Annotated in this window: 31 protein-coding genes; 14 read left to right on the top strand and 17 right to left on the bottom strand. The window is 64.8% G+C overall.

The window, feature by feature from the left end:
* Nucleotides 1-11 precede the first annotated feature (11 nt).
* From F3H26_RS15905 to F3H26_RS15895, 3 genes are all read left to right on the top strand, one after another.
* Nucleotides 12-227, top strand: a complete 216-nt coding sequence (locus F3H26_RS15905) for a putative signal transducing protein (RefSeq protein WP_149776992.1) — start codon at nucleotides 12-14, stop codon at nucleotides 225-227.
* On the top strand, nucleotides 224-997 hold the full coding sequence (locus F3H26_RS15900) for a tRNA1(Val) (adenine(37)-N6)-methyltransferase (RefSeq protein WP_149776991.1): 774 nt from the start codon (nucleotides 224-226) through the stop codon (nucleotides 995-997). The genes F3H26_RS15905 and F3H26_RS15900 overlap by 4 nt, the downstream gene beginning before the upstream one ends.
* A gap of 120 nt (nucleotides 998-1,117) precedes the next feature.
* Nucleotides 1,118-1,288, top strand: a complete 171-nt coding sequence (locus F3H26_RS15895; RefSeq protein ID WP_149776990.1) for a YdcH family protein — start codon at nucleotides 1,118-1,120, stop codon at nucleotides 1,286-1,288.
* Here F3H26_RS15895 and yddG read toward each other — a convergent pair.
* The 10 genes from yddG to F3H26_RS15845 all read right to left on the bottom strand — a co-directional run bounded on the left by yddG (nucleotide 1,278) and on the right by F3H26_RS15845 (nucleotide 9,268).
* The gene (yddG, locus tag F3H26_RS15890) at nucleotides 1,278-2,144 is read right to left on the bottom strand and encodes an aromatic amino acid exporter YddG (protein WP_149776989.1); all 867 of its coding nucleotides are present in this window, start codon (nucleotides 2,142-2,144) and stop codon (nucleotides 1,278-1,280) included. The two genes, F3H26_RS15895 and yddG, sit on opposite strands and share 11 nt — an antisense overlap.
* The gene (locus F3H26_RS15885; protein ID WP_149776988.1) at nucleotides 2,141-3,088 is read right to left on the bottom strand and encodes a transcriptional regulator GcvA; all 948 of its coding nucleotides are present in this window, start codon (nucleotides 3,086-3,088) and stop codon (nucleotides 2,141-2,143) included. Before F3H26_RS15885 ends, yddG begins: the two co-directional genes overlap by 4 nt.
* A gap of 298 nt (nucleotides 3,089-3,386) precedes the next feature.
* Nucleotides 3,387-4,109 (bottom strand): acetoacetyl-CoA reductase, encoded by a 723-nt coding sequence (gene phbB, locus F3H26_RS15880; protein ID WP_149776987.1) that lies wholly within the window; start codon nucleotides 4,107-4,109, stop codon nucleotides 3,387-3,389.
* A 196-nt stretch (nucleotides 4,110-4,305) separates the two neighbouring features.
* Entirely contained in the window at nucleotides 4,306-5,481 is a 1,176-nt protein-coding gene (locus F3H26_RS15875; RefSeq protein WP_149776986.1) for an acetyl-CoA C-acetyltransferase, read from the bottom strand.
* A gap of 195 nt (nucleotides 5,482-5,676) precedes the next feature.
* Complete coding sequence (locus tag F3H26_RS15870; RefSeq protein WP_149776985.1) at nucleotides 5,677-6,510, bottom strand: EAL domain-containing protein; 834 nt, start codon at nucleotides 6,508-6,510, stop codon at nucleotides 5,677-5,679.
* 86 nt (nucleotides 6,511-6,596) lie between these two features.
* The gene (locus F3H26_RS15865) at nucleotides 6,597-6,788 is read right to left on the bottom strand and encodes a hypothetical protein (RefSeq protein ID WP_149776984.1); all 192 of its coding nucleotides are present in this window, start codon (nucleotides 6,786-6,788) and stop codon (nucleotides 6,597-6,599) included.
* 88 nt (nucleotides 6,789-6,876) lie between these two features.
* Nucleotides 6,877-7,848, bottom strand: a complete 972-nt coding sequence (locus F3H26_RS15860) for a sterol desaturase family protein (RefSeq protein WP_149776983.1) — start codon at nucleotides 7,846-7,848, stop codon at nucleotides 6,877-6,879.
* Nucleotides 7,845-8,231: a hypothetical protein gene (locus F3H26_RS15855; RefSeq protein WP_149776982.1), complete on the bottom strand. Its 387-nt coding sequence runs from the start codon at nucleotides 8,229-8,231 to the stop codon at nucleotides 7,845-7,847. The genes F3H26_RS15860 and F3H26_RS15855 overlap by 4 nt, the downstream gene beginning before the upstream one ends.
* 59 nt (nucleotides 8,232-8,290) lie before the next feature.
* A complete protein-coding gene (locus F3H26_RS15850; RefSeq protein WP_149776981.1) occupies nucleotides 8,291-8,620 on the bottom strand; it encodes a hypothetical protein in 330 nt (109 codons plus the stop codon).
* Between the two features lie 81 nt (nucleotides 8,621-8,701).
* Complete coding sequence (locus F3H26_RS15845; RefSeq protein WP_149776980.1) at nucleotides 8,702-9,268, bottom strand: TlpA disulfide reductase family protein; 567 nt, start codon at nucleotides 9,266-9,268, stop codon at nucleotides 8,702-8,704.
* 21 nt (nucleotides 9,269-9,289) lie between these two features.
* Between F3H26_RS15845 and argH the strand changes: the two genes are divergently transcribed.
* Genes argH through F3H26_RS15830 form a run of 3 tightly spaced genes read left to right on the top strand, consistent with a single transcriptional unit; the run spans nucleotide 9,290 to nucleotide 11,083 of the window.
* Nucleotides 9,290-10,681 carry an argininosuccinate lyase gene (argH, locus tag F3H26_RS15840; protein ID WP_149776979.1) on the top strand — a complete coding sequence of 464 codons (1,392 nt, stop codon included), beginning with the start codon at nucleotides 9,290-9,292 and terminating at the stop codon, nucleotides 10,679-10,681.
* The gene (locus tag F3H26_RS15835; protein WP_149776978.1) at nucleotides 10,678-10,860 is read left to right on the top strand and encodes a hypothetical protein; all 183 of its coding nucleotides are present in this window, start codon (nucleotides 10,678-10,680) and stop codon (nucleotides 10,858-10,860) included. Before argH ends, F3H26_RS15835 begins: the two co-directional genes overlap by 4 nt.
* Before the next feature lie 22 nt (nucleotides 10,861-10,882).
* Complete coding sequence (locus F3H26_RS15830) at nucleotides 10,883-11,083, top strand: hypothetical protein (protein ID WP_149776977.1); 201 nt, start codon at nucleotides 10,883-10,885, stop codon at nucleotides 11,081-11,083.
* Nucleotides 11,084-11,100: 17 nt separating this feature from the next.
* Here F3H26_RS15830 and F3H26_RS15825 read toward each other — a convergent pair whose 3' ends face one another.
* Both F3H26_RS15825 and F3H26_RS15820 read right to left on the bottom strand, forming a co-directional pair.
* Nucleotides 11,101-11,487 carry a glycine zipper family protein gene (locus F3H26_RS15825; protein ID WP_149776976.1) on the bottom strand — a complete coding sequence of 129 codons (387 nt, stop codon included), beginning with the start codon at nucleotides 11,485-11,487 and terminating at the stop codon, nucleotides 11,101-11,103.
* Nucleotides 11,488-11,580: 93 nt separating this feature from the next.
* Nucleotides 11,581-11,934, bottom strand: coding sequence for a hypothetical protein (locus F3H26_RS15820; protein WP_149776975.1), 354 nt, complete (start codon nucleotides 11,932-11,934; stop codon nucleotides 11,581-11,583).
* 219 nt (nucleotides 11,935-12,153) lie between these two features.
* Between F3H26_RS15820 and F3H26_RS15815 the strand changes: the two genes are divergently transcribed.
* The 3 genes from F3H26_RS15815 to F3H26_RS15805 all read left to right on the top strand — a co-directional run bounded on the left by F3H26_RS15815 (nucleotide 12,154) and on the right by F3H26_RS15805 (nucleotide 16,665).
* On the top strand, nucleotides 12,154-12,759 hold the full coding sequence (locus tag F3H26_RS15815) for a TetR/AcrR family transcriptional regulator (protein ID WP_149776974.1): 606 nt from the start codon (nucleotides 12,154-12,156) through the stop codon (nucleotides 12,757-12,759).
* A gap of 69 nt (nucleotides 12,760-12,828) precedes the next feature.
* Complete coding sequence (gene lysA, locus F3H26_RS15810) at nucleotides 12,829-14,094, top strand: diaminopimelate decarboxylase (protein ID WP_149776973.1); 1,266 nt, start codon at nucleotides 12,829-12,831, stop codon at nucleotides 14,092-14,094.
* Nucleotides 14,095-14,130: 36 nt separating this feature from the next.
* The gene (locus F3H26_RS15805; RefSeq protein ID WP_149776972.1) at nucleotides 14,131-16,665 is read left to right on the top strand and encodes a TIGR02302 family protein; all 2,535 of its coding nucleotides are present in this window, start codon (nucleotides 14,131-14,133) and stop codon (nucleotides 16,663-16,665) included.
* 6 nt (nucleotides 16,666-16,671) lie between these two features.
* Here the strand turns inward: F3H26_RS15805 and F3H26_RS15800 are convergent, their stop codons facing one another.
* Nucleotides 16,672-17,415, bottom strand: a complete 744-nt coding sequence (locus F3H26_RS15800) for a zinc-ribbon domain-containing protein (RefSeq protein WP_149776971.1) — start codon at nucleotides 17,413-17,415, stop codon at nucleotides 16,672-16,674.
* Nucleotides 17,416-17,597: 182 nt separating this feature from the next.
* Here F3H26_RS15800 and F3H26_RS15795 point away from each other — a divergent pair, with 182 nt between their 5' ends.
* Genes F3H26_RS15795 through F3H26_RS15780 form a run of 4 tightly spaced genes read left to right on the top strand, consistent with a single transcriptional unit; the run spans nucleotide 17,598 to nucleotide 20,503 of the window.
* On the top strand, nucleotides 17,598-18,275 hold the full coding sequence (locus F3H26_RS15795; RefSeq protein ID WP_149776970.1) for a cell division ATP-binding protein FtsE: 678 nt from the start codon (nucleotides 17,598-17,600) through the stop codon (nucleotides 18,273-18,275).
* A complete protein-coding gene (locus F3H26_RS15790; RefSeq protein WP_149776969.1) occupies nucleotides 18,272-19,171 on the top strand; it encodes a cell division protein FtsX in 900 nt (299 codons plus the stop codon). The genes F3H26_RS15795 and F3H26_RS15790 overlap by 4 nt, the downstream gene beginning before the upstream one ends.
* Nucleotides 19,171-19,914 carry a lysophospholipid acyltransferase family protein gene (locus tag F3H26_RS15785; RefSeq protein WP_149776968.1) on the top strand — a complete coding sequence of 248 codons (744 nt, stop codon included), beginning with the start codon at nucleotides 19,171-19,173 and terminating at the stop codon, nucleotides 19,912-19,914. The genes F3H26_RS15790 and F3H26_RS15785 overlap by 1 nt, the downstream gene beginning before the upstream one ends.
* A complete protein-coding gene (locus F3H26_RS15780; protein WP_149776967.1) occupies nucleotides 19,898-20,503 on the top strand; it encodes a pyridoxamine 5'-phosphate oxidase family protein in 606 nt (201 codons plus the stop codon). Before F3H26_RS15785 ends, F3H26_RS15780 begins: the two co-directional genes overlap by 17 nt.
* On the opposite strand, the gene F3H26_RS15775 is transcribed toward F3H26_RS15780, so the two are convergent.
* Nucleotides 20,504-21,097 (bottom strand): NAD(P)H-dependent oxidoreductase, encoded by a 594-nt coding sequence (locus tag F3H26_RS15775; protein ID WP_149776966.1) that lies wholly within the window; start codon nucleotides 21,095-21,097, stop codon nucleotides 20,504-20,506.
* Nucleotides 21,098-21,199: 102 nt separating this feature from the next.
* On the opposite strand from F3H26_RS15775, the gene F3H26_RS15770 reads away from it, so the two are divergent.
* Nucleotides 21,200-21,778 (top strand): TetR/AcrR family transcriptional regulator, encoded by a 579-nt coding sequence (locus tag F3H26_RS15770; RefSeq protein WP_149776965.1) that lies wholly within the window; start codon nucleotides 21,200-21,202, stop codon nucleotides 21,776-21,778.
* An 18-nt stretch (nucleotides 21,779-21,796) separates the two neighbouring features.
* Here F3H26_RS15770 and lpdA read toward each other — a convergent pair whose 3' ends face one another.
* The 3 genes from lpdA to odhB form a co-directional block, all read right to left on the bottom strand.
* Nucleotides 21,797-23,185 (bottom strand): dihydrolipoyl dehydrogenase, encoded by a 1,389-nt coding sequence (gene lpdA, locus F3H26_RS15765; RefSeq protein ID WP_149776964.1) that lies wholly within the window; start codon nucleotides 23,183-23,185, stop codon nucleotides 21,797-21,799.
* 68 nt (nucleotides 23,186-23,253) lie between these two features.
* Nucleotides 23,254-23,523: a hypothetical protein gene (locus tag F3H26_RS15760; protein WP_149776963.1), complete on the bottom strand. Its 270-nt coding sequence runs from the start codon at nucleotides 23,521-23,523 to the stop codon at nucleotides 23,254-23,256.
* A 4-nt stretch (nucleotides 23,524-23,527) separates the two neighbouring features.
* Complete coding sequence (odhB, locus tag F3H26_RS15755) at nucleotides 23,528-25,024, bottom strand: 2-oxoglutarate dehydrogenase complex dihydrolipoyllysine-residue succinyltransferase (protein WP_149776962.1); 1,497 nt, start codon at nucleotides 25,022-25,024, stop codon at nucleotides 23,528-23,530.

The raw sequence follows: 25,024 nt of genomic DNA, 5'->3' as shown, positions 1-25,024 counted from the left end.
CATCCATCCCCATGAAAGAACTTCTGCGCAGCACCGATCCGACCGTCATGGCCTTTGCGTCCGCTCTCCTTGAGGGCGAGGATATAGACTGCTTTGAGATGGACGTAAACATGAGCGTGCTCGAAGGCGGAATCGGCATCTTCCCCCGCAGGCTGATGGTGCGGTCCGAAGACCTGGACCGCGCGCAGCGCGTAATGCGCGACAACGACATTCCTCTGGGGCGATGACCGCGTTCACCGATACCGATCTGACCTGCAACGATTTTCTGGGCGGGCGGCTGCGCCTGTGGCAGCCGCGCGACGGGTATCGGGCCGGGGTCGATCCGGTGCTGCTTGCCGCGGCGGTTCCGGCCAGCCCCGGCCAATCGGTGCTGGAACTGGGGTGCGGGGCCGGGGCTGCGGTTCTTTGCCTCGGCACCCGCGTCCCCGATCTGCGCCTGACCGGCGTGGAGTTGCAGCCGGCCTATGCGGATCTGGCCCGGCGGAACGCACGCGAAAACGGCATTGCCTTGTCGGTCCACGCCGCCGATCTGGCGCATTTGCCGTCCGAGCTGCGCCAGCTTCAGTTCGATCATGTCATCGCGAATCCGCCCTATTACCGCGCCGGGGCGCATAGTGCCGCGGCGGATGCCGGTCGCCGCGTCGCGCTGGGCGAACAAACGCCGCTGGCCGCCTGGATCGAGACCGCAGCCCGCCGTCTGGCACCGCGCGGCTATCTGCACGTGATCCAACGCGCCGACCGCCTGCCGGACCTGATGGCCGCCTGCACGGATCGGCTGGGCTCGCTCGAAATCCTGCCGTTGGCGCCGCGCGTGGGACGGGCGGCCGAACTGGTGATCTTGCGCGCGCGCAAAAGCGGACGGGCCGCGTTTCGCCTGCATGCGCCGCTGATTCTGCATCAAGGCGACCGCCATGAGCGCGACGAGGACAGCTATGCGCCCGCGGTGTCCGATGTCCTGCGACACGGGCGGCCGCTGCGCTGGCCCGGGCAGCCTTAGGCAAAGACCAGCCGAAATTGTCGGATTTGTGACAGATTCTGTGCGTCTGCGGCGTGACAGGGTGGAAATGATGTGGTCAACTTCCCATGTGAGATAGATCAACAGAGAAGGAGGATCGCCATGAGCGTGAGCGCACATCTGAGTGAACTGAAGAAGAAGCACGCAAACCTCAGTCTCCAGGTCGAAGAAGCCCAGCGCGCGCCAGGGATTGACGATCTCCACATCGCCCAACTGAAGAAGCAGAAACTGAAGCTGAAGGAAGAGATCGAGCGTCTCTCCGTCAGCGCCTGAGACTGGCCCGCGCCGCAATCGCGGCGCCGCCGGTTATCAACACGGCCGCGATCGCCAGTGTCCACGAGGGCGCGGCGATCCCGGCCACAACCAGCACGAGGGTCGACAGCAGTGGCGCCGCGTACGAGCTGGTGCCAAGCATCTGGATGTCACCCTGCTTGACCCCGATATCCCAGACATAGAAGGCCAGCCCCACCGGACCCAACCCCAGCGCGACGGTCGAGGCCCAGCCCAATGTGCCTTGCGGCCAAATCGTGTCTTCGAGGCCGAAATGCAGCGCCCACGAGGCAAGCGCGGTCAGCATGCAGAACACCGCGACCGAGCTGGTGGGTGTCTGACCCAACCGCCGCGACAGAACGGAATACCCCGACCATGTCAGCGCGCACAGCAGCGCCAAAGCATAGCCGGGCAGGTATTCCGCCTGAAACCCGGCGCTGCCGCCGCCGGTGATGATGAGCGCGGCGCCGGAAAAGCCCAGACAGGCCCCCAGCAGATGCCCCGCGCGCAGGGATTCCCCCGGCAGCAGGCCCGAGAACAGCACGATCAGCAGCGGCCAGAGATAGGCGATCAAGCCCGCCTCGGCCGCGGGCGCCATGCGTAGGGCCGAGAAATACAGCGCGTGGTAGCCGAACAACCCCAGGGCTCCGAAGGCGAACACCTTCCAGCTGATTTGGCGCAACTGGGCCAACCCGCCGCTGCGCCATGTCCAGATCAGCCCCAGCGTGCCGCCGATGCTGAAACAGATCGCGTTCAGCAACAGCGGCGGGGTTGGGGCCGAGCCAACGGTGAACAGGGCCAGCAAGGCCCACAACAGAACGGCGACAAAACCGATGGCGGTGGCGCGGGTCTTGGTCATGCGGGGGAAATCTCTTCGACGGGGATGATCTTGAAACCGTCGGATATGTGCGCGGTTTTTTCGATTTCCGCAAGGAACCAATCGCGAAAGGCCGCGATCTGCGGGCGGGTCTCCTCGCCCTTGCGGCACAGGAACCGGAACCGCGCCTTGGTCTCGATGGCGATCTTGAACGGGGTGACCAGCCGCCCCTCGATCACGTCCTTGATGATCATGGGCCGCCGCCCAAGCGCAACCCCCATCCCCGCCACCGCCGCGTCGATGGCATGGTCGGCGTTTGAAAAATGCGTGCCATGAGTCGGCGTGAAGTCTACCCCGACCGCCCGGAACCACGCGGGCCAGTCGCAGCGCGGGTTCAAAAAACCGATCGAATCGTCATGGATCAGCGGTGCCTCGGTCAGGCTTTGCGGCGTCGGAAACCGCTCGGCCAGTTCGGGTGTCATCACCGGTGTCAGCCACTCGGGGCGCACCGGAACCGAATACAGCCCGTCATCCTGCCCATATCCGAACCGGATCGCCACATCCACGTCGTCGCGATCGAAATCCAGGTTGCGCAGGGTGGCCGAGAACCGCAGGTCGATCTCGGGGTGCGCGCGGGCGAATTCATAAAGGCGCGGCGCCAGCCATTTGGCCGTCAGCGCCGGACCCGCGGTGATCGTCAGCGACGTGTTGTCCTGCAACCGGCGCGTCGCGGCCCAGGCGGCTTGCAGCCGGGCAAAGCCCTCGGCCGCGCCGGGGGCGAGTATCCGCCCGGCCTCGGTCAGTTCGACCGCGCGGTTCAGGCGGCGGAACAGCGGCTGGCCCAGGTGTTCCTCCAGCGACTTGATCTGAAACGACAAGGCTGCCGGCGTGACGTTCAACTCATCCGCGGCCTTTGCAAAGGACATGTTCCGGGCGGCGGCGTCAAAGGCGCGCAGGGCGGTCAGCGGGGGCAGGCGGTCGCTCATTTCGGTTCAAAATTTCTTGTGTGAATCAAGAAAATCTCTCGTTTGTGTTTTTTTCAAACAACAGTCATGTTGGGGTCAAGTCAAGTTCACCTTGTGCAGAAAGAGACGGCCATGATCGAGATGACGACAAACCCCGCCGCTCAAACGGCGATTCTGCGCGCTCATCAGGAGCGTGGCAAGCTGGTCCGGAAAATCTGGAAATTGATCACGGGTTCCCGCTGAGCGCAGCGCGCGCGTTCTTACGGGATAAAAAAAGGGCCGACCCGATGGGTCGGCCCGATTTCCTGCCGATGCGTGTTCAGACGAAGAACTGCGCCCCGTTGGCCGAAATGGTCGAGCCGTTGATGAACTCGGCGTCATCGGCGGCCAGGAACACGACGCAGCGGGCGATCTCTTCCGGTTCGCCCAGACGACCGGCCGGGATCTGGGCGATGATCGATTCGCGCACCTTTTCCGGTACGGCCATCACCATCTCGGTCGCGATGTAGCCGGGACAGACCGCGTTGGCCGTGATGCCCGCCCGTGCGCCTTCCTGGGCCAGTGACTTGATGATGCCCAGATCGCCCGCTTTGGTGGCGGCATAGTTCACCTGCGCGAACTGGCCCTTCTGCCCGTTGATCGAGCTGATCACGATCACCCGCCCGAACTTGCGTTCGCGCATACCCGGCCAGATCGGATGGATGGTGTTGAACACGCCCGTCAAGTTGGTGTCGATCACCTGATGCCACTGTTCGGGGGTCATCTTGTGGAACGGCGCGTCGCGGGTGATGCCGGCATTGGCGACCACGATGTCGATCGGCCCCAGATCCGCCTCGACCTTTGCGATCCCGGCCTTGGACTCGTCATAATCCGCGACGTTCCATTTGTAGGTCGAGATACCGGTTTCTTCGGTGAACTTGGCCGCGGCCTCGTCATTCCCCGCATACGAGGCGGCGACATTGTATCCTTCGGCCTTCAGCGCCTTGGATATCGCCGCGCCGATGCCGCGGGTGCCGCCGGTTACGAGAGCTGTTCGTGCCATTGAGGACTCCTCCGTTGAAAATATGGCTTGATAATGTTGCTATAAAAAATGCTGCAGTTGCGCAATAATCTTTCACGGGCAGATTGCCGCGCCGCAGAAGAGGTGCCGGGTTGCACTATCGGAGTGGCCCTTGCCATCCATTGCGCAAGGGCCACCCGAGACGCGGTTCGGCGGGGCCGGCTGCCTGGCTTTGGCGTCAGAGACGCTCCACGCACATGGCAACGCCCATGCCGCCGCCGATGCACAGGGTTGCCAGGCCCTTTTTCGCGTTCCGGCGCTTCATTTCGAACAGCAGGGTGTTCAGAACCCGGCAGCCCGACGCACCGATCGGGTGGCCGATGGCGATGGCGCCGCCGTTGACGTTCACGATCGAGGGATCCCAACCCATGTCCTTGTTCACGGCGCAGGCCTGTGCGGCAAAGGCCTCGTTGGCCTCGACCAGATCCAGGTCGTCAACCGACCAGCCGGCCTTTTCCAGCGCTTTGCGCGAGGCATAGATCGGCCCGACGCCCATGATCGACGGGTCCAGCCCGGCGGTTGCGTAGGACGCGATGCGGGCCAGGGGCTCGATTCCGCGCTTTTCCGCGTTGTCGGCCGACATCAGCAGAGTCGCCGCCGCGCCATCATTGAGGCCGGACGCGTTTGCCGCCGTTACCGTGCCATCCTTGGTGAAGGCCGGGCGCAGCTTCCGCATGGCTTCGATGGTGGCGCCGTGGCGTATGTATTCGTCGCTGTCCATCACGATGTCGCCTTTGCGAGTCTTGATGGTGAAGGGCACGATTTCGTCCTTGAACTTGCCGGCCTTCTGCGCGGCCTCGGCCTTGTTCTGGCTGGCCACGGCGAATTCGTCCTGCATGTCGCGGCTGATCTGCCACTTCTCGGCCACGTTCTCGGCGGTCTGACCCATGTGATAGCCGTTGAACGCATCCCACAGGCCATCGCGGATCATGGTGTCGATGTATTTCATGTCGCCCATCTTGTGGCCCGCGCGCAGCGATGCCGCATGGGGCGACAGGGTCATGTTTTCCTGACCGCCGGCGCAGACGATCTCGGCATCGCCCAGTTGGATATGCTGAGCGCCCAGTGCGACGGCGCGCAGGCCCGAGCCGCAGACCTGGTTGATGCCCCAGGCCGCGCTTTCCGTGGGCAGGCCGGCGTTGATGTGGGCCTGACGGGCAGGGTTCTGGCCCTGTGCCGCAGTCAGGACCTGACCCATGATGGTTTCGCTCACCTCGGCCTTGTCGATCCCGGCGCGTTCGACGACGGCTTCCAGAACGGCCGCGCCCAGATCATGTGCGGGGGTGTTCGCGAACGAACCGCCAAAGCTGCCGACGCCTGTGCGTGCGGCGGATGCGATTACAACGTTTGTCATTGAGTCATTCCTTTACCGTCATGGTCCAATGGGAAATCTGACGGCGCAGGTCGCAGAGAGCCCCTCTGACGATGCAAGAGCGCCTCGTGATCCCCCGCTCCAGCCCTTCTGCAATAGCGCAATGCTGCATGTGCAGCAACGGACAGCTTGTCTCAGACGGCGACCGGTGGACGGGGAAGCGCGGGCTTGAGGCGATCAACTTGCGGTTTTCTCGGCGCTTTCCTGTTCCCACGGTGGTTTGACCGACGGGGCGCCAAACAGAAATCCCTGCAGGCAATCCACGCCGCTGGCCACCAGGAATTCGGCGTCCTCGCGGGTCTCGACCGATTCGGCGATCACCAGTATTTCGAATTCGCGGGCCACGGCGATCAGGGCGCGGACCAGCGCCTGGTTGTCGGGGTTGGTGCTGATGCCGCGCACGAATTGTCCGTCGATCTTGGCAGCGTCGAAAAAGAACTCGCGGAAATGGCGGAAGCTGAAATTGCTGGCCCCGAAGTCATCGAGCGTGAAGGCGACCCCCTTGTCCTGCAGCCGGTCCATGAAATCGATGACCAGTTCCGGCACCTGCATGGCGGAATCTTCGGAGATCTCCAGGATCAACCGTTCGCCGATGGTGGGATCGCGTTTCAGAAACCGCTCCAACACGCGCGACCAGCGCGCGTAGCCGATCGAGCGCGCGGACATGTTGATGGCCAGTCGGATGTCGGGGTTGCGGGCCATTGCGCGCAAGCCTTTTTCCAGCGCGACGCAATCCAGATCGCGCCCGAGCGGGGTGTTTTCGACCTGTGGCATGAATTCCCGCGCCGGGATCACCCGGCCGGTTTCATCCAGAACGCGTATGAACCCTTCGTAAAAGGCGACACCATGGGGCGGCCGGGCCTGCATCACCGGTTGATAGGCCAAGCGGCATTGCCTGTGCTTGACCGCCTCGGTCGCCATCTGCACCGCCGATCCGTCGCGCGCAGAGACGGCCGAGTTCAGCGGGCTGTCCGCGCCTTCCGGCAGATCTGACAGATCCTTTTTCCCCATCGCGCCGAATCCTTCTGAGACACCGAAATCGAGTCCCGCCCAGTTTCGCGTGCAAGAGGTGAATTTGCGGTTAAGGGCGAGCCGGTTCAGCGGGTGGAGAAGGGGACCAGCCGTACAGCCGCAGCGGCGCCGATGACAGCGCCCAACATCCCGAACCCCATGCTGGCCAGACCCAGAACGAGAAGCCCGGCGGGCGGCTGCGAGGCCAAAGCGCTGAGCATGGCAGTGGCCAGGCCCAGCAGGCCGACGACGGTCGAAAAAGCTGTGAATCGTGACATCGGGGCCTCTGGATCGGGCAATCTGACCAAGTTGATATGGCCCCGAAGGGCGGGAATTCAAGGCCTGCCTGCCATCACCGCCGTGTGATCAGGCCCGTTCCGCCTGTTGGTTGGGCAGATTTTCATCGAATTGCTCGAAACCGGGCGTTCCGAGATCTTCGGGGTGGCGGGCCAGGTGCTTGGCCTTGATCTGCTCGGAGCTGTCGCGGCTGCCGTCATGGCTGTAGCCCGGCGGGGCAAAGCAGTAGGCCAGCCGCTGTTTCAGGGTCAGGCCGGGCTGGGTCGCGTCGCGCCAGATGGCCACCCATTCGTGAAACGCCACCCGCAGTGGGTTGAAGGTGCCGATATTGTGGACCAGGCCATAATCGACCCGGTCGTCCTCTTGCTCGGGGACGAAGGTGCCGAACAGCTTGTCCCAGATGATGAACACCCTGGCATAGTTGCAATCCAGATAGCGCGCGTTGCGGCCGTGGTGGGCGCGGTGGTGGCTTGGGGTGTTCATCACCGCCTCGAACCAGCGGGGCATCTTGCCGATGGCTTCGGTGTGGATCCAGAACTGGTAGATCAGGTTCAGACCGCCGCAGAACAGCACCATCGCCGGGTGGAACCCCAGCAGGATCAGCGGCGCGCGGACGACCATCATGAAGGTGAAGGTATAGGTCCAGGTCTGCCGCAGGGCGGTGGTCAGGTTGTAGTGCTGCGAGCTGTGGTGGTTCACATGGCTGGCCCAGACCCATCGGATGCGATGCCCGAACCGATGCACCCAGTAATATCGCAGGTCATCCAGCACAAAGCACAGGATGATCACCGGGATCGATGTGCCCAAATCCAACGGCGTGATCTTCCACAGCCACATGAAGAACCCGTAGGCGATGAAGCCCAGCAGGAACCCGGACGCGATGTTGCCCGCCCCCATGATCAGCGAGGTAACGGCGTCACGGGTTTCATACCGGCCACCGCGGCCCTTCATGGCGATCCAAAGAAACTCTGCCAGAACGGCGGCGATGAAGAACGGTACGGCCCATTGGACGACATCGGGAAAGCTGATCTGGTCGGTCATGCGGGCTCCAGCAGGTGGCGCCAGTGGCGGCGCTCGGTTTCGTCAAGGCGGATGGTGACGCCGGGGGTGGCGAAGTCGTGGAACTGGACCTCGATGCCCTCGGGGTGGTCGATCCAGTCGAAATCGCGCAGGTGGCGGGCCACCGTATCGGCGCCAAAGGACCACAACAGGCCCGGCCCGGTCTCGGTGCGCACCAGCGCCGCGTGTCCGTCATGGGTCAGGGTGACGTCGATGATGGTGTCGTCGGGAAAATGGCGCACCCATTCGGCGCGCGCGGCATCGGCGCTCAGCACGCGCAGACGCGATCTGCCTGTCAGATGCAGCAGTGCGGTGATGCCGGCAATGCCACCGACCACCAGAACCAGCAGGATTTCCAGCGGCATGATGTCCTCCCGCGGACAGAGTGCAAGCGGGGTCAGGCCCTGTCAAAGGTGGCGTTGCGTCAGGGGGCGTCGTGCGGCTCCAGCAGCTCGTGCCGGACAACGCGCTCGACGAAGGGCACCAGCCCCTCGGGCCCCGAGGCGCGATCCTTGAGGTGAATGCAGATATCCGGTCGCCGCGCCGCGATGATGCCCACCAGTTCGCCGCGCACCTTGTCATCGAGGCCCGCGCCCATGATCGCGCAGGCGATACGCGGTTCGGCGTCCAGTTGCCGCCGTACCTCGTCGGGATCATGCGCGCCCAGCCACCGGATCGGAAGGTGGTCCAGTTGCCGCGCCACGTCGCCGATCACGTTGGGCAGCCGGCCGATCAGCAAAACCACCGGTTTCATCTCAGCCTCCTGTCTGTTGCCAATGAAAAACCGGCCCTGTTCAGGCCGGTTCCAGTCTAGCACAAAAGGCCCGTCAGGTGGTCAGCTTTCGGGGTTCAGCAGGGCCGCGATGATCGCCTTGGCACTGTCCGAGTTCCATTCGGCATCGCCGATCAGCCGCGCGATTTCCTGGCCGTCGGGGTCGATGATCACGGTGATCGGCAGGCCGACGATGCCCATCTCGCGGGCGACGGCCTGTTTCGGATCCTGGTGGCGGGGCAGGTTGGTGATGCCGTTTTCGTCAAAGAACTTCTTGATCCCCGCGGGCGAGTTGCGCCCGGTGGCCAGCGTCAGAACCTCGAACCGGTCTCCGCCGAACTCCTCCTGCAGCTCTGCGATCTGGGGCATCTCCTTGCGGCAGGGCGCGCACCAGGTGGCCCAGAAGTTCAGCAGAACGTATTTGCCGCGGTAATCCGCCAGCGTGGCGGTGCCACCGTCATCTTCCAGCAGGAATTCCGCGTCCGAGACCGGTTTCGGCTCGGAATGCAGGATCAGGCGTTTCAGGCTGCCGTCGCGCAGGTCGGCCAGGGCCTGGGTGTCGGCGGCCAAAGCGGCATTTGCACCCAGCGCAAGGGCCATATAAAGGGGGATCAGACGAAACAGGCGCATATCAACTCCGGGTTTTCCAGCATGACCGAACAATCCTCGAACCAGATGTGGGGCGGCCGCTTTGCCGCCGGGCCAGACGCGATCATGGAGGCGATCAACGCCTCGATCGGGTTCGACCGACGGATGGCGGCCCAGGACATCGCGGGCTCGCGTGCCCATGCCGCCATGCTGGCCGCCACGGGCGTTATTACTGATAGTGATGCCGAGGCCATTCGGGAAGGGCTGCTCACCGTTTTGTCAGAGATCGAACGCGGCGAGTTCCAGTTCTCGACCGCGCTGGAAGACATCCACATGAATGTCGAGGCGCGCCTGAAAGAAATCATCGGCGAACCCGCTGGCCGCCTGCACACGGGCCGCAGCCGCAACGACCAGGTGGCGACCGATTTCAAACTGTGGGTCCGCGATCAGCTGGACGCCGCCGAATCCGGCCTGCTGGCCCTGATCCGCGCGCTTCTGGCGCAGGCCGAGGCCGGGGCCGAGTGGGTCATGCCTGGTTTCACCCACCTGCAGACCGCACAGCCCGTGACCTGGGGCCATCACATGATGGCCTATGTCGAGATGTTCGGCCGCGACTTGTCCCGCGTGCGCGACGCGCGCGCCCGGATGAACGAATGCCCGCTGGGTGCTGCGGCACTGGCCGGCACGTCCTTCCCGATCGACCGGCACATGACGGCGCAGGCGCTGGGCTTTGACCGGCCCGCCGCCAACTCGCTGGATGCGGTCAGCGACCGCGACTTCGCGCTGGAATTCCTGTCGGTGGCCTCGATCTGCGCGGTGCATCTGTCGCGCTTTGCCGAAGAACTGGTGATCTGGTCTTCGGCCCAGTTCCGTTTTGTCACCCTGTCTGATCGGTTCTCGACCGGATCGTCGATCATGCCGCAGAAGAAGAATCCCGACGCCGCCGAACTGATCCGCGCCAAGGTGGGCCGGATCTTTGGCGCCAACACGGCGCTGATGATGGTGATGAAGGGCCTGCCGCTGGCCTATTCCAAGGACATGCAGGAAGACAAGGAACAGGTCTTTGACGCCGCCGACAACTGGATGCTGGCACTGGCCGCGATGGAAGGCATGGTCAAGGACATGACCGCCAACCGCGACAGCCTGGCCGCCGCCGCCGGCTCGGGCTTTTCCACCGCGACCGATCTGGCCGACTGGCTGGTGCGGGTGCTGGGCCTGCCCTTCCGTGATGCGCACCACGTCACCGGATCGCTGGTCGCCATGGCCGAGAAGAAGGGCTGCGACCTGCCCGATCTGACGCTCGAGGACATGCAATCGGTCCACGCGGGCATCACGCAGGATGTCTATTCTGTCCTTGGCGTGGAGAATTCGGTAAACTCGCGCCAGTCCTATGGCGGTACGGCCCCGGACCAGGTCCGGGCGCAGATCGCCCGCTGGAAGGAGATGCTGGAATGACAACCTTGCGCGTGATTGCCCTGATCGGGGCCGCCTTCACCTTGGCGGCCTGCGGCGCCGACGGAGAGCCCGTGCAGCCGACTCTGAACGCCAATGTGGGCGTGTCGAGCAGCGGCGCATATGTCGGTGGCGGGGTTGGCCTGCACAAGGGGCCGGTCAGCGTGTTCTTGGGTATCTGACCCATGGGCCTTTGAAATCGACATGCCCGTCGCCATCTGGCAAGTGACCCAAAATGAAGGCTCCGACATGAAACTCCTCGGCATCGTCTTGATGCTTGCGGTTTTGGCTGCCTGCGAAACCGCGAACCCACAGGCTTCGCGGCCGGTGGAAGAGCCCGCGCGCTCGGGACCCGGAGTGTCCGTTTCCGGTTACGCGCGGGTGGGGGTTTCCAAGACCTTCTGACCGGTCGGCGGCGGTTCTCAGCCGGCCACGGGGTGCCCGCGCTGACGCAGGCACTCGATCAGGATGTCGCGCCGGGTATTGCGCATGTCGGCCGCGCCAGCGACGGCCCCCGCCGCCGATCCCACGGCCGCACCCGCCAAAGCGCCTTCGGCGTTGCCAACCGTGTCGTCCGACAGGCCGGCCAGCGCGCCGACGCCGGCCCCGATCAGGGCCTGCGACCGGGTTTCCGGGTTCCACAGGTTCTGGGACTTCGCCAGCGCGCGGCACTGTTCAAGATCAGCGGCATAGGCCGGGCCTGGCTCGGCGGCCAGAACGGGTTGGTGTTGCGCCCCGGTGCCGCTGCAGGCGGCCGTGATCAGGGCCAGCGGCAAGGCCGCCAATGTGAAACGTTCCTTGAACAACATGAGTTTTCCTTTCGTTTGGGATGTTCAACAGCTGTCGGTGCCACGCCTGTCGGGGCGTGGCCCAAGCTCTGGTCCGGGTGTGTGAGGGCGGGTTCAGATATGGCCCAGGCCGCGATGGGCCAGCGCCAGGACATAAAAAGCCAGGATGAAATCCAGAATCTCGACCAATCCCAGCATCAGCGGAATCGGGTCGGGTGATGTCGGGAACACATGGCCCAGGTCCATCAGGACCACGAAGATGTACCCCCAGGCCGCCACGATGGCACCCCAGCTTGCGGCAGCCGAGCCGCGCAGCATGGCCACCGCCGACCCCACGGCCAGCAGGGCAAGCGCGATCAGAAAGGCGTTGAAACCCCAGAATACCGTTCCGCCCAGCCCGGAAAAGTCGCGGGTCTCGATCGGGCCGCCGGGGACCAGCGTGACAAAGCTGGCGACGAGGACAAGCATCAGTTTGGCGGCTGTGGCCGTGGGTTGAGATGTCGAAGGCCGCGTCGGACCCGAGTTGATTTGTGATGAATGCACCATGACAGAATCCCTTTAATGACTGACGGGTCATAAATGGAGATCGGTTTAATGACCGTCAAGTCACTAAAAGATTGAATTCGCGTGACGCGGCGTCCAATCTGCGTCAAGAGAGGCGCGCCGGAAGAAAATCGGGGGGGCAAGATGCCGAAGATCGTCGATCGGGAAGAGATGCAGGGGCGCATATTGGATGCGGCCATGACCTGTTTTCTGGATCAGGGCTATCACGCCACCAAGATGCAGGACGTGGCCCGCAAGGCCGGGATGGCCAAGGGTACCCTGTATCTGTATTTCCAAAGCAAGGAGGAAATGCTGCTGGCGTTGCTGCAGCGATATTTCGACGATATCCGCGCGCGCATCGGCATGATCCCGGCACCGCGAACGCTGGACCAATTCATGATGGGGCTGCGCCTGACCATGCCTGCCGACCGGCTGGCCGCCACGCGTCTGTTCTTTGACGTGCTGGGCCCCGGTTTCCAGGACCCGCGCGCGGCCGAGATCATAGGCGGGTTCTTCGCCTGGCTTGCCGATCACTATGCGGACCAGTTCGCCCCCCTGATCCGCGCGGGTGAAATCCGCAGCGACCTGAGTGCGCAGGCCGCGGCGCAGGCGGTAACGGCGATGCTGGACGGGCTGGTGATCCATCTGGCGATCTTCGGGGTCGAGGAAGATGTCTTCGAGGCCCGGCGCGATGCCACGCTGGCCCTGCTCGAGGCCGGTCTGAGGGGCGGGGCGTCCATAGCGGGCTAGGCCCTGTTCGCACGCCTGCGTGGCAAACCCCGTTGATCCGCAGGGCCGTTATGGTCTAAGCGCGCAGACATGGATCATTTTCTGTACCGCGACGGCGCGCTGCACGCCGAGGATGTCCCGATCGCCCGCATCGCCGAGGCGGTCGGAACGCCGTTCTATGTCTATTCCACGGCCACGCTGCTGCGGCATTTTCACCTGTTCGACGACGCCTTGGCGGGCACCGACCATCTGGTCTGCTATGCGATGAAGGCCGCCAGCAACCAAGCGATCCTGAAAACGCTGGCGCAGGCGGGCGCGGGGATGGACGTGGTTTCGGGCGGCGAATACCTGCGGGCCAAGGCGGCGGGCGTGCCGGGCGACAGGATCGTGTTCTCGGGCGTTGGCAAAACGGCCGAGGAGATCCGCACCGCTCTGACCGGCGGGATTCGACAGTTCAACGTCGAATCCGAACCCGAGATGGAGGTGATCAACGCCGTCGCGCAGGACCTGGGCGTGATCGCGCCGATCACCGTGCGGGTGAACCCGGACGTGGACGCCAAGACCCACGCCAAGATCGCCACGGGAAAATCCGAGAACAAATTTGGCATTCCGATCGCCCGCGCGCCGCAGGTCTATGCCCATGCCGCCAGCCTGCCGGGGCTGAAGGTGGTGGGCATCGACGTGCATATCGGCTCGCAACTGACCGATCTGGAGCCATTCCGCCTGGCCTACTCCAAAGTCGCCGAGCTGACCGAACAGCTGCGCGCACAGGGCCACGATATTCACCGTCTGGACTTGGGCGGTGGGCTGGGCATCCCCTATGCGCGTTCGAACGAGGCGCCGCCTCTGCCGGTCGAATACGGCGCGATGATCAAGGAAACGCTGGGCCATCTGGGCTGCGAGATCGAGATCGAACCGGGCCGTCTGATCGCGGGCAACGCGGGGCTGATGGTGTCGAAGGTGATCTATGTGAAGTCAGGCGAAGGGCGCGATTTCCTGATCCTTGACGGGGCGATGAACGACCTGATCCGCCCGGCCATGTACGACGCCTATCACGACATCGTCCCCGTCATCGAGCCTGCTCCGGGCGTCGAACAACGCCCCTATGACATCGTCGGCCCGGTCTGCGAGACCGGTGATACGTTCGCCAAGCAGCGCAACATGCCGCCGCTCAATCCCGGCGATCTGGTCGCTTTCCGCAGCGCCGGTGCCTATGGCGCGGTGATGGCCAGCGAATACAACACCCGGCCGCTGATCCCCGAGGTTTTGGTGAATGGCGATCAATTCGCGGTTATTCGTGAACGGCCCACCTTTGACGAAATCATAAACCGCGATACCATACCGGAATGGCTCTGACGCGATGACCGTGCGGGCCTGACCCGGAGGCCCGCCGTGACCGACAGACCGAACCTGCCCATCCCCAAGGCGTCCCTGTGGCTGACCCATGCCGGGATGCTGGCCGAGCAGGCGTTGCAGGCGTTCTGGCCGTTCCTGTCATTGCTGATGCTGGTTCTGGGCCTGCTGATGCTGGGCGTTCAGGACATGGTCGGCGTCGAAACGGTCTGGATTGCGGGCGGGTTGGCCGGCTTGGCGCTGTGCGCTTCGTTGATCTGGGGTGCGCGCAGGTTTCACCTGCCAACCCGGGCGCAGGCGCTGGTCCGTTTGGACGAAACCCTGCCGGGACGGCCCATCCAGGCCTTGATGGACGATCAGGCCATCGGCGCGATGGACCCGGATTCGGTGGCGCTGTGGCGGGCGCACCAGGCACGAATGGCCGCGCGAGCGGCCCAGGCCGGTCCGGTCCGGCCGGATCTGGATCTGAACCGGCGTGATCCCTTTGGCCTGCGCTTTGTCGCCATGCTGGCGCTGGTGGTGGGGTTGGTGTTCGGCTCGGTCTGGCGTATCGGGTCGGTGACGGAAATGACGCCGGGTGCCGCGACGGCGGGTCAGGGTCCCAGCTGGGAAGGCTGGGTCGAGCCGCCGCGCTATACCGGTTTGCCGACCCTGTATCTGGCCGATCAGTCCGGCCCGACCCTGTCGGTGCCGCAAGGAAGCCATATCACCTTGCGATTCTACGGCGCGGTCGGGGCGCACAGCCTGACGGAAACCACCTCGCGCGGCGGGGCCGAGGCCGCAACGGACCCGGAACAGGATTTCATCGCCGAGCAGTCGGGCCGCCTGTCGATCGAAGGTCCGGCCGGGCGGGACTGGGCGGTCCAGATCATCGCTGACACGCGGCCGCAGATCGACGTGACCGCACCCCCGACCGCCGAGGCGGGAGGGCAGATGAAGCTGCCCTTTGCGGCGCGTGACGATTACGGCGTGGTTTCGGGCGAGGCCCGGATCGAGCTGGATCTGGCCGCGGTCGACCGCCGTTACGGCCTGTCCGCCGCGCCCGACCCGCGCGAGGCCATCACCGTGCCGCTGCCGCTGCCGATTGCCGGCGACCGCAGTGATTTCACCGAGGACCTGATCGAGGATTTCTCGCAGCACCCCTGGGCGCATCTGCCGGTCAGGATTACGCTGTCGGTGCAGGATGCGGCCGATCAGACCTCGGATGCCGAACCCTATCAAACCGCCCTGCCGGCGCGTCGGTTCTTTGATCCGCTGGCCGCGGCTGTGATCGAACAGCGGCGCGATCTGCTGTGGGCGCGGGCCAACGCGCCGCGCGTGGCGCAAGTGCTGCGCGCCGTATCGCACCGCCCCGAGGACATCTTCCGCTCGGAAACCGCCTATCTGCGCCTGCGCGTCCTCCTGCGGCGGCTGGAAACCTTCACCGAATTCGGTCTGAAACCGGAACAGCAGGAGGAAATCGCCCAGGCGCTGTGGGATCTGGCCCTGTTGATCGAGGAAGGCACGCTGGCGGATGCGCTGGAACGGATGCGCCGGGCGCAGGAACGGCTGACCGAGGCGATGAAGAACGGCGCCAGCGACGAAGAAATCGCCGATCTGATGCAGGAACTGCGCGAGGCGACCGACGAATATCTGCGCCAACTGCAGCGTCTGGCGCAAGAGGATCAGAACGGCCAGCAGGGTCAGCAGAACCAGAACGGCGAGACCATGCAGATGACGCAGGATGATCTGCAGCGCATGATGGACCGCATTCAGGAGCTGATGGAACAGGGCCGGATGGCCGAGGCGCAGCAGGCGCTGGAGGAATTCCAGCAGATGATGGAAAACATGCGGGTGACCCAAGGTCAGGGCCAGGGCGGCCAGTCGGAAGGGCAGCAGGCCATGGAAGGTCTGGCCGAAACCCTGCGCGACCAGCAGGGCCTGAGCGACGAGGCCTTCCGCGACCTGCAGGAACAGTTCAACCCGGGAGCTCGGGCTGGTGAAAGCCAGGGCAACGAGGGCCGGTCCGGCGGGCAGGGCCGGGGTCAGAGTCACGACGGCCAGGGCCAGGGATCGAACCAGGCCGGTGAGGGCGAGACCGGGCAGGGGTCGCTGGCCGATCGCCAGCAGGCGCTGCGCGATGAGTTGAATCGACAGCAGCAGAATCTGCCCGGGGCCGGAACGCCCGAAGGCGACGCGGCGCGGGAATCGCTGGGCCGCGCCGGACGGGCGATGGACGAGGCCGAACAGGCCCTGCGCGATCAGGATCTGGCCGAGGCCATCGACCGCCAGTCCGAAGCGATGGAGGCCCTGCGCGAGGGCATGCGATCACTGGGCGAGGCCATGGCCCGGAACCAGCAGAACCAGCCGGGTCAGGGCACGCAGGATGGCGACATGCGGGCCAACAACCGCGATCCGCTGGGTCGGAATCCGGGCGCGGCAGGGTCGATCTCGACGGACGAGAACCTGCTGCAGGGCGAAGACGTCTATCGCCGGGCGCGCGAGCTGTTGGATGAAATCCGCCGCCGTACCGGCGAAACCGATCGCCCGAAGATCGAACTCGACTATCTCAAGCGGTTGCTCGAACGGTTCTGAGGCGGCCTATTCGGCCGCCGAACCCGCCTGCGTTTCCAGCCAGATACGGGCCTTGTCGACCAAGGTCACATAGGACTGAAGGGCCGGTTCGGCCTGGGGTACCGCCTCGCTGATCTGGCGGGCATTTCCGTATATCAGAAACAGCACCACGCCGATGATCAGCATCAGGGCGAACCCGCGCATGAACCCGCCCGAGCGGCGCGGTGATGCCGCGGGTTCGGCGGCGGGGTTTGCCGCTGCATCCCCGCGCAGGCTGGAATTGATGCTGTCCACGTCCGGCAAGGAGTCGGTCTGCGCATCGCCGCCAGCGATTTCCGTGGCAGCGGGCGGCTTGGTGTCGGGCGCCGGTTTGGGCGGAGTGTCCAGGCCCAGATCCGGCTGGCTTTCCAGGCTGGTGCCCTCCTTGGCGCGCAATTCCGCCTCGCGGGCGGCCTCCTCCTGCAGAATGCTGGCGACCGAGGGGTCCACGCTGCTGCGCGGCTCCGGTTTGGGGGCTTCGGATCCGGGCGCAGGTCTGGCCGAGTCTTCCGGCTTGGGCGCGGATGGCTCGGCCGGGTCTTCAGGCGGCGTCTCGGCCGCGGTTGGCGCGGGCTCATTTTCCGCCACATTCGCCTGACCGTCCTTGTCGGGATGCTTGGGTTGGAACCATGTCTGTTCACAATTGGAACATTGAACGTCACGACCGGTTTCCGGAATGACATCGTCCGGTACTTCGTACTGGGCGTTACAGTTCGGGCATGTTAGTCGCATACAGCCTCCGCGGCCGGCAAGGGCCAGTTCGTCATTTTTCCAAGGATGATAGTCCGTTAAGACATATCAGCAAAGCGCGATTTCCGCAGGTCGCGCCAAGTGTCGCCAAATGGACCCGGTGCGGGCATTGAAACCGGGGGCGGGCTCGGGCAAGAAGGGCGCAACCGAAAATGGGGGCAGGCGTGATCGAGCTGGAAAATGTCAGCTACGGCTATGGTGGCGGCGAGCTGCTGAGCGATGTGTCGGTTCAGTTGCAGCCGGGGTCGTTCCATTTTCTCACCGGGCCGTCGGGCGCGGGCAAGACCACGCTGCTGAAGCTGTGCTATGGCGCGCTGCTGGCCAGTTCGGGGCGGATCAGCGCCTTTGGACAGGACATCGCCCGGCTGGACCGCGATCAGATGGCGCTTCTGCGCCGCCGGATCGGGGTGGTGCATCAGGACTGCCGGTTTCTTGACCACATGACCCTGGCCGAGAACGTGGCCCTGCCATTGATGGTGTCGGGGCGTACGGACGAGTCCCGCCGCGCCGACCTTGCCGAATTGCTGACATGGGTCGGCCTCGGCAGCCGCATGGACGCCCTGCCGCCCGAACTGTCGGGCGGTGAGCGGCAACGGGCTGCGCTGGCCCGCGCGGTGATCCTGTCGCCCGACGTGGTACTGGCGGACGAGCCCACCGGAAACGTGGATTGGGAGATGTCGCAGCGGCTGATGCAGCTGTTGATCGAGCTGAACCGCATGGGCAAGACGGTGGTGATCGCCACCCATGACCTGAGCCTGATCCGGGCGGCCAAAAGCCATGTGCAGGCGCGGGTGCTGCGGATCTCGCAGCGTCGGCTGCATCTGGCGGGGGCAGACCTATGATCGGGCAGGACATCCGTACACTGTTGCGCCGCGACACACGGGCCGACCGCGTGGTGCCGCCCACCGGCTTCACCGCCCATCTGACCCTGTTCGTCTCGGGCGCGATGGCGTTTCTGGCCGTGTTCGCGCTGGCGCTGTCGCTGGCTGCGGGCCGGTTGGCCGATCGCTGGGCCTCGGAGCTGGCCGGAGCGGCCACGCTGCGGATCAATGCGCCCGCTGAACAGCGCGCCGCGCAGACGCAGGCGGCGTTGGAGGTTCTGAAACAGACTCCCGGCGTGGCCTCGGCCCGCGCGCTCAGCGCCGAGGAGCAGGCCGCGCTGCTGGCCCCCTGGTTCGGGCCGGATCTGCCGCTGGACACGCTGCCGGTGCCGCAACTGATCGAAATCATCGAGGGCGAGCCGGGGCTGGACACGATGGGCCTGCGCCTGCGGCTGGCGGCCGAGGTGCCCGGCGCAGTTCTGGATGACCATTCCCGCTGGCGCGAGCCGCTGGTCGATGCGGCCAACTCGCTGCGGCGGTTGGGCTGGATCTCGATCCTGCTGATCGGCGGGGCCACGGCGGCGATGATCACGCTTGCGGCCAATGCTTCGCTTGCGGCCAACGCCCAGATCATCGAGGTGCTGCGTCAGGTCGGTGCACGCGACCGTTTCATCGCCGGTGCCTTCGTGCGGCGCTTCACCTGGCGCGCGTTTTTCGGTGCCGTGGTGGGGACGGTTCTGGGCCTGACCGGGGTGCTGCTGCTGCCCGAGGCATCGGATGCGGGCGGTTTCCTGACCGGCCTTGGATTCCAGGGCGCCGACTGGCTGCTGCCCGCCGTAATCCCCGTTTTGGGCGCAGCCGTGGCCTTTGCCGCGACATGGTCGGCGGCCCGTCGCAAATTGAAGGAGCTTTCGTGATGGCAATGGCGGTCCAATGGGTGCGCTCGCTGATCTTCATGGTCACGATCTACGCCTGGATGGCGGTTCTGGGCCTGGTGTTCGCGCCCTATGCGCTGTTCTCCAAGCGCGGGGCACTACGCGCCTGCAAGATCTATGCGCGCACGACCATATGGCTGGCGCGCTGGATGGTGGGCATTCGCGGCGAGGTGCGCGGCAACGTGCCCACGGGCGAGGTGGTGATCGCGGCCAAGCACCAGTCATTCTTTGACATCATCCTGATTTTTGACGCGGTCCCCCACGGCAAGTTCATCATGAAACGCGAACTGCTGTGGACTCCGATCATCGGCATGTACGCACGTCGGCTGGGCTGTATCCCGGTCAATCGCGGCAAGCGTGGCGCGGCGGTGGCCAAGATGGTCAAGGACGTCGCCAAAGAGTTTACCGAGCCCGGGCAGTTGGTGATCTATCCGCAGGGCACCCGCGTGGCGCCGGGGGTCTACAAGCCCTACAAGGTCGGCACCGCTGTTCTGTACGAGGGGCTGGGTTTCCCCTGCGTGCCGGCGGCCACCAATGTCGGTGTCTTCTGGCCCCGGTCGGGGATTCTGCGCAAACCCGGCCATGCGATCGTCGAGTTCCTGGCCCCGATCGAACCGGGCGTTGATCGCGAATCCTTCCTGGCCCGGCTGGAAGAGGTGATCGAGACGCGCTCGAACGAATTGATGCGCGAAGTGGGGTTTGATCCGGATGCAGTTCATCGATGACATCACCGCGCTCGAGGCGTTGTACGGCACCCCCGGTGCCGCTTCGTTGCGCAAGGTCGCGCGGCAACTGACGCCGCTCTATCGCAAGTGGATCATGGCGTCGCGTCTGTGCGTACTGTCCACGGTAGGGCCCGAAGGGGGGGATGGCAGCCCCCGGGGCGATGACGGCCCGGTGGTCACGGAACTGGACCCCGGCACCCTGGCCTTGCCCGACTGGCGCGGCAACAACCGCCTGGACAGTCTGCGCAACATCGTGCGCGATCCGCGTGTGGCGCTGATGTTCATGGTGCCCGGCTCGAACAACGTGGTGCGGGTGAACGGCACCGCCCGTTTGACGGCCGATGCCGACCTGCGCGCCCGGTTCGAGAAAAAGGGCAAGCAACCGGCCACCGTGATCGTCATCGAAATCGGGGAAATCTACACGCAATGCGCCCGCGCGCTGATGCGGGCCGAAACCTGGACCGGCGGTGATTTCAGCGCCGGGTTGCCGACAGTGGGCGAGATCCTGGCCGAGGTGTCGCAGGGCGAGGAAGGCGGCGCACGCTATGATCGCGAATGGGGCGCGCGCGCCGCAAAGACGATGTGGTGATCACGCTGCGGCCGCGCCCAGACGGGTGACCTGCGCGATCCATTTCTGGACGCTGCGCCGCTCGGGATAGCTGGCACCGGAAAACCAGGTGAATCGCGTCGGCTTGAACCCGACGAACCCCAGAACCTGCCCGCGCATCTGGTGGATCAGCGCCCGGCGATAGGCCAGCCGCATGAACCAGCCCGGCGTGTCCGAGGTAATGATGACCCGCGCGGTCCGCCCGCCCAGCATCGGCGCCGGCAGCCCCAGCTTGTTGGGATTGCGGGTGTCGAACGTTCGGCCCGGGATGAACATCCGGTCGATCAGCCCCTTGAGCTTGGCGGGCAGACCGCCCCACCACATGGGCGTGGTCAGAACCAGATGATCGCTCCATTCGAAGTCCTGCAGAACCTGTTCCAGAACCGGCTCCAGCGGTTTGAAATCATGATAGTTGCCTTGCCCGAAATCGAAATCGAACTCCAGATCGCTGAGGTGAACGGTCTTCACGTCGTGCCCCTCGGCGCGGGCGGCTTCGGCATAGGTGTCGGCAAAGGTGCGCGACAGGCTGCTTTCGGCGGGGTGACCGTCGAGGATGAGGATTTTCTTGGGCTGCATCGGGGTTCTCCTGAAATTGACCACGGTCAGTTTATAGAATCAAAAATTGACCACGGTCAATATTAAATTTGACCACGGTCAAAAAATATGCGAACAAGCCTCATGCAAAAGACGATTCAGCAACGAACCCTGAAAACCCGCGCCAAGCTGCTGCAGGCGGCGGCGGACGTGGTGCAGAAAAACGGATACCAGGCATTGCGCGTGGAAGAGGTGGTGCAGGCCGCCGGCGTGGCCAAGGGCACCTTCTTTGCCCATTTCCACGACAAGGACGCGTTGATGGAGATCCTGATCGGCGAAAAGCTGGACGCCTGTCTGGATCAGGCGCAGGCGGCGGAACCGCCGAAAACCGTGCCCAAGATCATCGAGGCCCTGGCCCCGGTGCATGAGTTCATGATGTCGGAACGCTATGTGTTCGACCTGCTGATCCGCTATTCCGGCGCCGCCGCGATCTCTGAAATCGGGCCGATCGCCTATTGCTTCGAGAAATACTTCCGGATCGTGATGATGTGGCTGGATCAGGCCGAGGTCCGGCAGGACGTGCCGACCGACCTGCTGGCCGAGGGCGTGCAGGCCTTTGCCATCCAGGCCATGTCACTGAAATTCTGCGCCCTGCATTCGGCGACGACCTTCACCGACCGGCTGGAAACCTATCTGCGGGCGTGGCTGTCTCCGGCGGCCTGACCGCCGGAGCCGAAATCGTCAGGCGTGGATCGGACCGTCGCCGCAGGCCAGCGCCGCCTCGCGCACGGCCTCGGAATAGGTCGGGTGTGCGTGGCATGTCAGCGCCAGATCCTCGGCCGAGGCGCCGAACTCCATCGCCACGCAGACCTCGTGGATCAGGTCGCCCGCGCCGGGGCCGATGATGTGGCAGCCCAGGATGCGGTCGGTCTCCTTGTCGGCCAGGATCTTGACGAACCCGTCGGCGGCAAAGTTCGCCTTGGCGCGGCCATTACCCATGAAGCTGAACTTGCCCACCTTGTAGGCGCGGCCCTGCTCTTTGAGGGTAGCTTCGGTCTCGCCGACATTGGCAACCTCGGGCCAGGTGTAGATCACGCCCGGAATGACGCCATAGTTCACGTGCCCATGCTTGCCCGCGACCACTTCGGCGGCGGCCATGCCTTCGTCTTCGGCCTTGTGGGCCAGCATCGGGCCTTCGATCACGTCACCGATGGCGTAGATGCCCGGCACGTTGGTCTGCCAGTCCTTGCCGACCTTGATCTGGCCGCGCGGAGTCAGCTCGACCCCCAGCGCATCCAGCCCCAGCCCGTCATGGAATGGCTTGCGCCCGGTGGCGACCAGAACGGTATCGGCCTCGATCACGTGCTCACTGTCATCCTTGCGCAGCTTGTAGGTTACCTTGGCCTTGGTCTTGGTGGCCTCGGTCTTTTGCACGGCGGCGCCCATGACGAAGTTCAGGCCCTGTTTTTTCAGGATGCGCTGGAAGGTCTTCTGCACCTCGGGGTCCATGCCCGGGGTGATGACGTCCAGATATTCGATCACCGTCACCTCGGCGCCCAGACGCTGATAGACCGAGCCCAGTTCCAGCCCGATCACGCCTGCGCCGATCACCACCAGCTTTTTCGGGATCTTGCCCAGCTCCAGCGCGCCGGTCGAGGTCACGACGACCTTTTCGTCGACCTCGACGCCGGGCAGCGACGCCGCCTCGGAGCCGGAGGCGATGATGATGTTCTTGGCCTCGTGCACCTCGTCGCCGACCTTGACCTTGCCCGCCGCCGGGATCGAGCCCCAGCCCTTGAGCCAGTCGATCTTGTTCTTCTTGAACAGGAACTCGACGCCTTTGGTGTTGGTGTCGATCACGTCCTGCTTGTAGGCCAGCATCTGTTTCCAGTCGACCGAGGGGCTTTTGCCCTTGAGGCCCATCTTGGCAAAATTGTGCTCGGCCTCGTGCAGCTGATGGCTGGCATGCAGCAGCGCCTTGGACGGAATGCAGCCCACGTTCAGACAGGTGCCGCCCAGCGTCTCGCGCCCTTCGACGACGGCGGTTTTCAGGCCCAGCTGCGCGCAGCGGATGGCGCAGACATAGCCGCCGGGACCGGCGCCGATTACGATGACGTCATAGTTAGCCATTTTGTTCTCCCAAATCCGCGGAGTTTTTTTGAACGGCGGCCCCAAGGGCGGGCCGCCGGTGTTTCGGCCTAGACCGGTGTCAGCAGCTTGACCTGAATATGGGCCACGCCACCGCGTTCGTGATGCATGGCCAGTTCTTCCGAGTCGAAGAACGCCCGCGCCTTGTTCAGGTCGGCAACCGCGAACAGCGCCACCGCGTGGTCGGCCTGATCGGGATCTTTCCACACATGCAGATCAACGATCCCGGCCGCCTTGCGCATGGGCTGATCCTCGCGGAACACCTTCAGCCAGGCGTCGAAATCGGCCACGTCGGCCTGCCAGAGTACATGCGTTGCCATGCGATTACAGGTCCATCAGCAGGCGGCGCGGATCTTCCAGCGCCTCTTTCACGCGCACCAGGAAGGTGACCGCGCCCTTGCCGTCGACGATCCGGTGGTCATAAGACAGCGCCAGGTACATCATCGGGCGGATCTTGATCTCGCCATTGATGACCATCGGGCGTTCCTGGATCTTGTGCATGCCCAGAATACCCGACTGCGGGGGGTTCAGGATCGGCGAGGACATCAGCGAGCCATAGACGCCACCGTTCGAGATGGTGAAGGTGCCGCCTTGCATCTCGGCCATGCTCAGCTTGCCTTCGCGGGCGCGCTTGCCTTTCTCGGCGATGGCCTTTTCGATTTCAGCGAACGACATCCGGTCGGCGTCGCGGATCACCGGAACCACCAGGCCCTGCGGGGTGCCGGCGGCCACGCCCATGTGGACGTAGTTCTTGTAGACGATTTCGTTGCCGTCGATCTCGGCATTGACCTCGGGCACCTCTTTCAGAGCGTGGCAGCAGGCCTTGGTGAAGAACGACATGAAGCCCAGGCGCACGCCGTGCTTCTTCTCGAACTGGTCCTTGTACTGATTGCGGATGGCCATCACCTCGGTCATGTCCACCTCGTTGTAGGTGGTCAGGATCGCGGCGGTGTTCTGCGCGTCCTTCAGGCGCTTGGCGATGGTCTGGCGCAGGCGCGTCATGCGCACGCGTTCTTCGCGCGCGGCATCCTCGGCGGCCACGGGCGCGCGCGGGGCAGCGGCCGGTGCCGGGGCGGCCGCGGCAGGGGCGGCGGTGGCCACGGCGCGCGCCACGTCTTCCTTCATGATGCGGCCATCGCGGCCGGTGCCGGTGACCTGATCGGCCGACAGGCCGGCCTCGGCCATGGCCTTTTCAGCCGACGGCGCGTTGGCCACGTCCTTGCCGATGGCGGCTGCCGCGGGGGCAGGTGCGGCCGCCGTCGGAGCAGCGGGCGCGGCGCCTGCTTCAGCGCCCGAGATCACGGCAAGTTTGCCGTTGGCCTCGACGGTTGCGCCTTCGGGGGCCAGGATCTCGGCCAGAACGCCGGCGGCGGGGGCGGGAACCTCGACCGAGACCTTGTCGGTTTCCAACTCGCACAGCATCTCGTCCTGCGCGACGGTGTCGCCCACCTTCTTGAACCAGGTCGAAACGGTGGCTTCTGTCACGGATTCACCCAGAGTGGGCACCATCACGTCGACGCTGCCGCCCGGGGCCGCAGGGGCAGCCGCAGGGGTGGCTTCGGCCTTGGCCGGGGCGGCACCCTCACCGGCCTGGATCGTGGCCAGAAGGGCATCGACTCCCACGGTCTCGCCTTCGGCCGCGACGATCTCGCCCAGCACGCCGGCAGCGGGCGAGGGCACCTCCACCGTGACCTTGTCGGTCTCGAGCTCGCACAGCATTTCATCGACCGCCACGGTGTCGCCGGGCTTTTTGAACCAGGTCGCAACGGTGGCTTCGGTCACCGACTCGCCAAGCGTTGGAACACGAACTTCAATCGTCAT

The organism is Ruegeria intermedia, from assembly GCF_900129345.1.
In the GTDB taxonomy this organism is placed as follows: Bacteria; Pseudomonadota; Alphaproteobacteria; order Rhodobacterales; family Rhodobacteraceae; genus Ruegeria; species Ruegeria intermedia.
The sequence above is the reverse complement of the archived record's forward strand: the minus strand, read 5'-3'. Positions and strand labels throughout refer to the sequence as shown.

Bases quoted from the DNA above. Each gene is read 5' to 3' on its own strand.
- F3H26_RS15900 (WP_149776991.1), top strand. From the start codon at position 224: ATGACCGCGTTCACCGATACCGATCTGACCTGCAACGATTTTCTGGGC.
- F3H26_RS15895 (WP_149776990.1), top strand. From the start codon at position 1,118: ATGAGCGTGAGCGCACATCTGAGTGAACTGAAGAAGAAGCACGCAAAC.
- lysA (WP_149776973.1), top strand. From the start codon at position 12,829: ATGGATCATTTTCTGTACCGCGACGGCGCGCTGCACGCCGAGGATGTC.
- F3H26_RS15785 (WP_149776968.1), top strand. From the start codon at position 19,171: ATGGCAATGGCGGTCCAATGGGTGCGCTCGCTGATCTTCATGGTCACG.
- lpdA (WP_149776964.1), bottom strand. From the start codon at position 23,185: ATGGCTAACTATGACGTCATCGTAATCGGCGCCGGTCCCGGCGGCTAT.
- argH (WP_149776979.1), top strand. From the start codon at position 9,290: ATGACCGAACAATCCTCGAACCAGATGTGGGGCGGCCGCTTTGCCGCC.
- F3H26_RS15825 (WP_149776976.1), bottom strand. From the start codon at position 11,487: ATGTTGTTCAAGGAACGTTTCACATTGGCGGCCTTGCCGCTGGCCCTG.
- F3H26_RS15850 (WP_149776981.1), bottom strand. From the start codon at position 8,620: ATGAAACCGGTGGTTTTGCTGATCGGCCGGCTGCCCAACGTGATCGGC.
- F3H26_RS15855 (WP_149776982.1), bottom strand. From the start codon at position 8,231: ATGCCGCTGGAAATCCTGCTGGTTCTGGTGGTCGGTGGCATTGCCGGC.
- F3H26_RS15845 (WP_149776980.1), bottom strand. From the start codon at position 9,268: ATGCGCCTGTTTCGTCTGATCCCCCTTTATATGGCCCTTGCGCTGGGT.
- yddG (WP_149776989.1), bottom strand. From the start codon at position 2,144: ATGACCAAGACCCGCGCCACCGCCATCGGTTTTGTCGCCGTTCTGTTG.
- F3H26_RS15775 (WP_149776966.1), bottom strand. From the start codon at position 21,097: ATGCAGCCCAAGAAAATCCTCATCCTCGACGGTCACCCCGCCGAAAGC.
- phbB (WP_149776987.1), bottom strand. From the start codon at position 4,109: ATGGCACGAACAGCTCTCGTAACCGGCGGCACCCGCGGCATCGGCGCG.
- F3H26_RS15820 (WP_149776975.1), bottom strand. From the start codon at position 11,934: ATGCTTGTCCTCGTCGCCAGCTTTGTCACGCTGGTCCCCGGCGGCCCG.
- F3H26_RS15870 (WP_149776985.1), bottom strand. From the start codon at position 6,510: ATGGGGAAAAAGGATCTGTCAGATCTGCCGGAAGGCGCGGACAGCCCG.
- F3H26_RS15800 (WP_149776971.1), bottom strand. From the start codon at position 17,415: ATGCGACTAACATGCCCGAACTGTAACGCCCAGTACGAAGTACCGGAC.
- F3H26_RS15760 (WP_149776963.1), bottom strand. From the start codon at position 23,523: ATGGCAACGCATGTACTCTGGCAGGCCGACGTGGCCGATTTCGACGCC.
- F3H26_RS15905 (WP_149776992.1), top strand. From the start codon at position 12: ATGAAAGAACTTCTGCGCAGCACCGATCCGACCGTCATGGCCTTTGCG.
- F3H26_RS15770 (WP_149776965.1), top strand. From the start codon at position 21,200: ATGCAAAAGACGATTCAGCAACGAACCCTGAAAACCCGCGCCAAGCTG.
- F3H26_RS15865 (WP_149776984.1), bottom strand. From the start codon at position 6,788: ATGTCACGATTCACAGCTTTTTCGACCGTCGTCGGCCTGCTGGGCCTG.
- F3H26_RS15790 (WP_149776969.1), top strand. From the start codon at position 18,272: ATGATCGGGCAGGACATCCGTACACTGTTGCGCCGCGACACACGGGCC.
- F3H26_RS15830 (WP_149776977.1), top strand. From the start codon at position 10,883: ATGCCCGTCGCCATCTGGCAAGTGACCCAAAATGAAGGCTCCGACATG.
- F3H26_RS15875 (WP_149776986.1), bottom strand. From the start codon at position 5,481: ATGACAAACGTTGTAATCGCATCCGCCGCACGCACAGGCGTCGGCAGC.
- odhB (WP_149776962.1), bottom strand. From the start codon at position 25,024: ATGACGATTGAAGTTCGTGTTCCAACGCTTGGCGAGTCGGTGACCGAA.
- F3H26_RS15885 (WP_149776988.1), bottom strand. From the start codon at position 3,088: ATGAGCGACCGCCTGCCCCCGCTGACCGCCCTGCGCGCCTTTGACGCC.
- F3H26_RS15815 (WP_149776974.1), top strand. From the start codon at position 12,154: ATGCCGAAGATCGTCGATCGGGAAGAGATGCAGGGGCGCATATTGGAT.
- F3H26_RS15835 (WP_149776978.1), top strand. From the start codon at position 10,678: ATGACAACCTTGCGCGTGATTGCCCTGATCGGGGCCGCCTTCACCTTG.
- F3H26_RS15780 (WP_149776967.1), top strand. From the start codon at position 19,898: ATGCAGTTCATCGATGACATCACCGCGCTCGAGGCGTTGTACGGCACC.
- F3H26_RS15860 (WP_149776983.1), bottom strand. From the start codon at position 7,848: ATGACCGACCAGATCAGCTTTCCCGATGTCGTCCAATGGGCCGTACCG.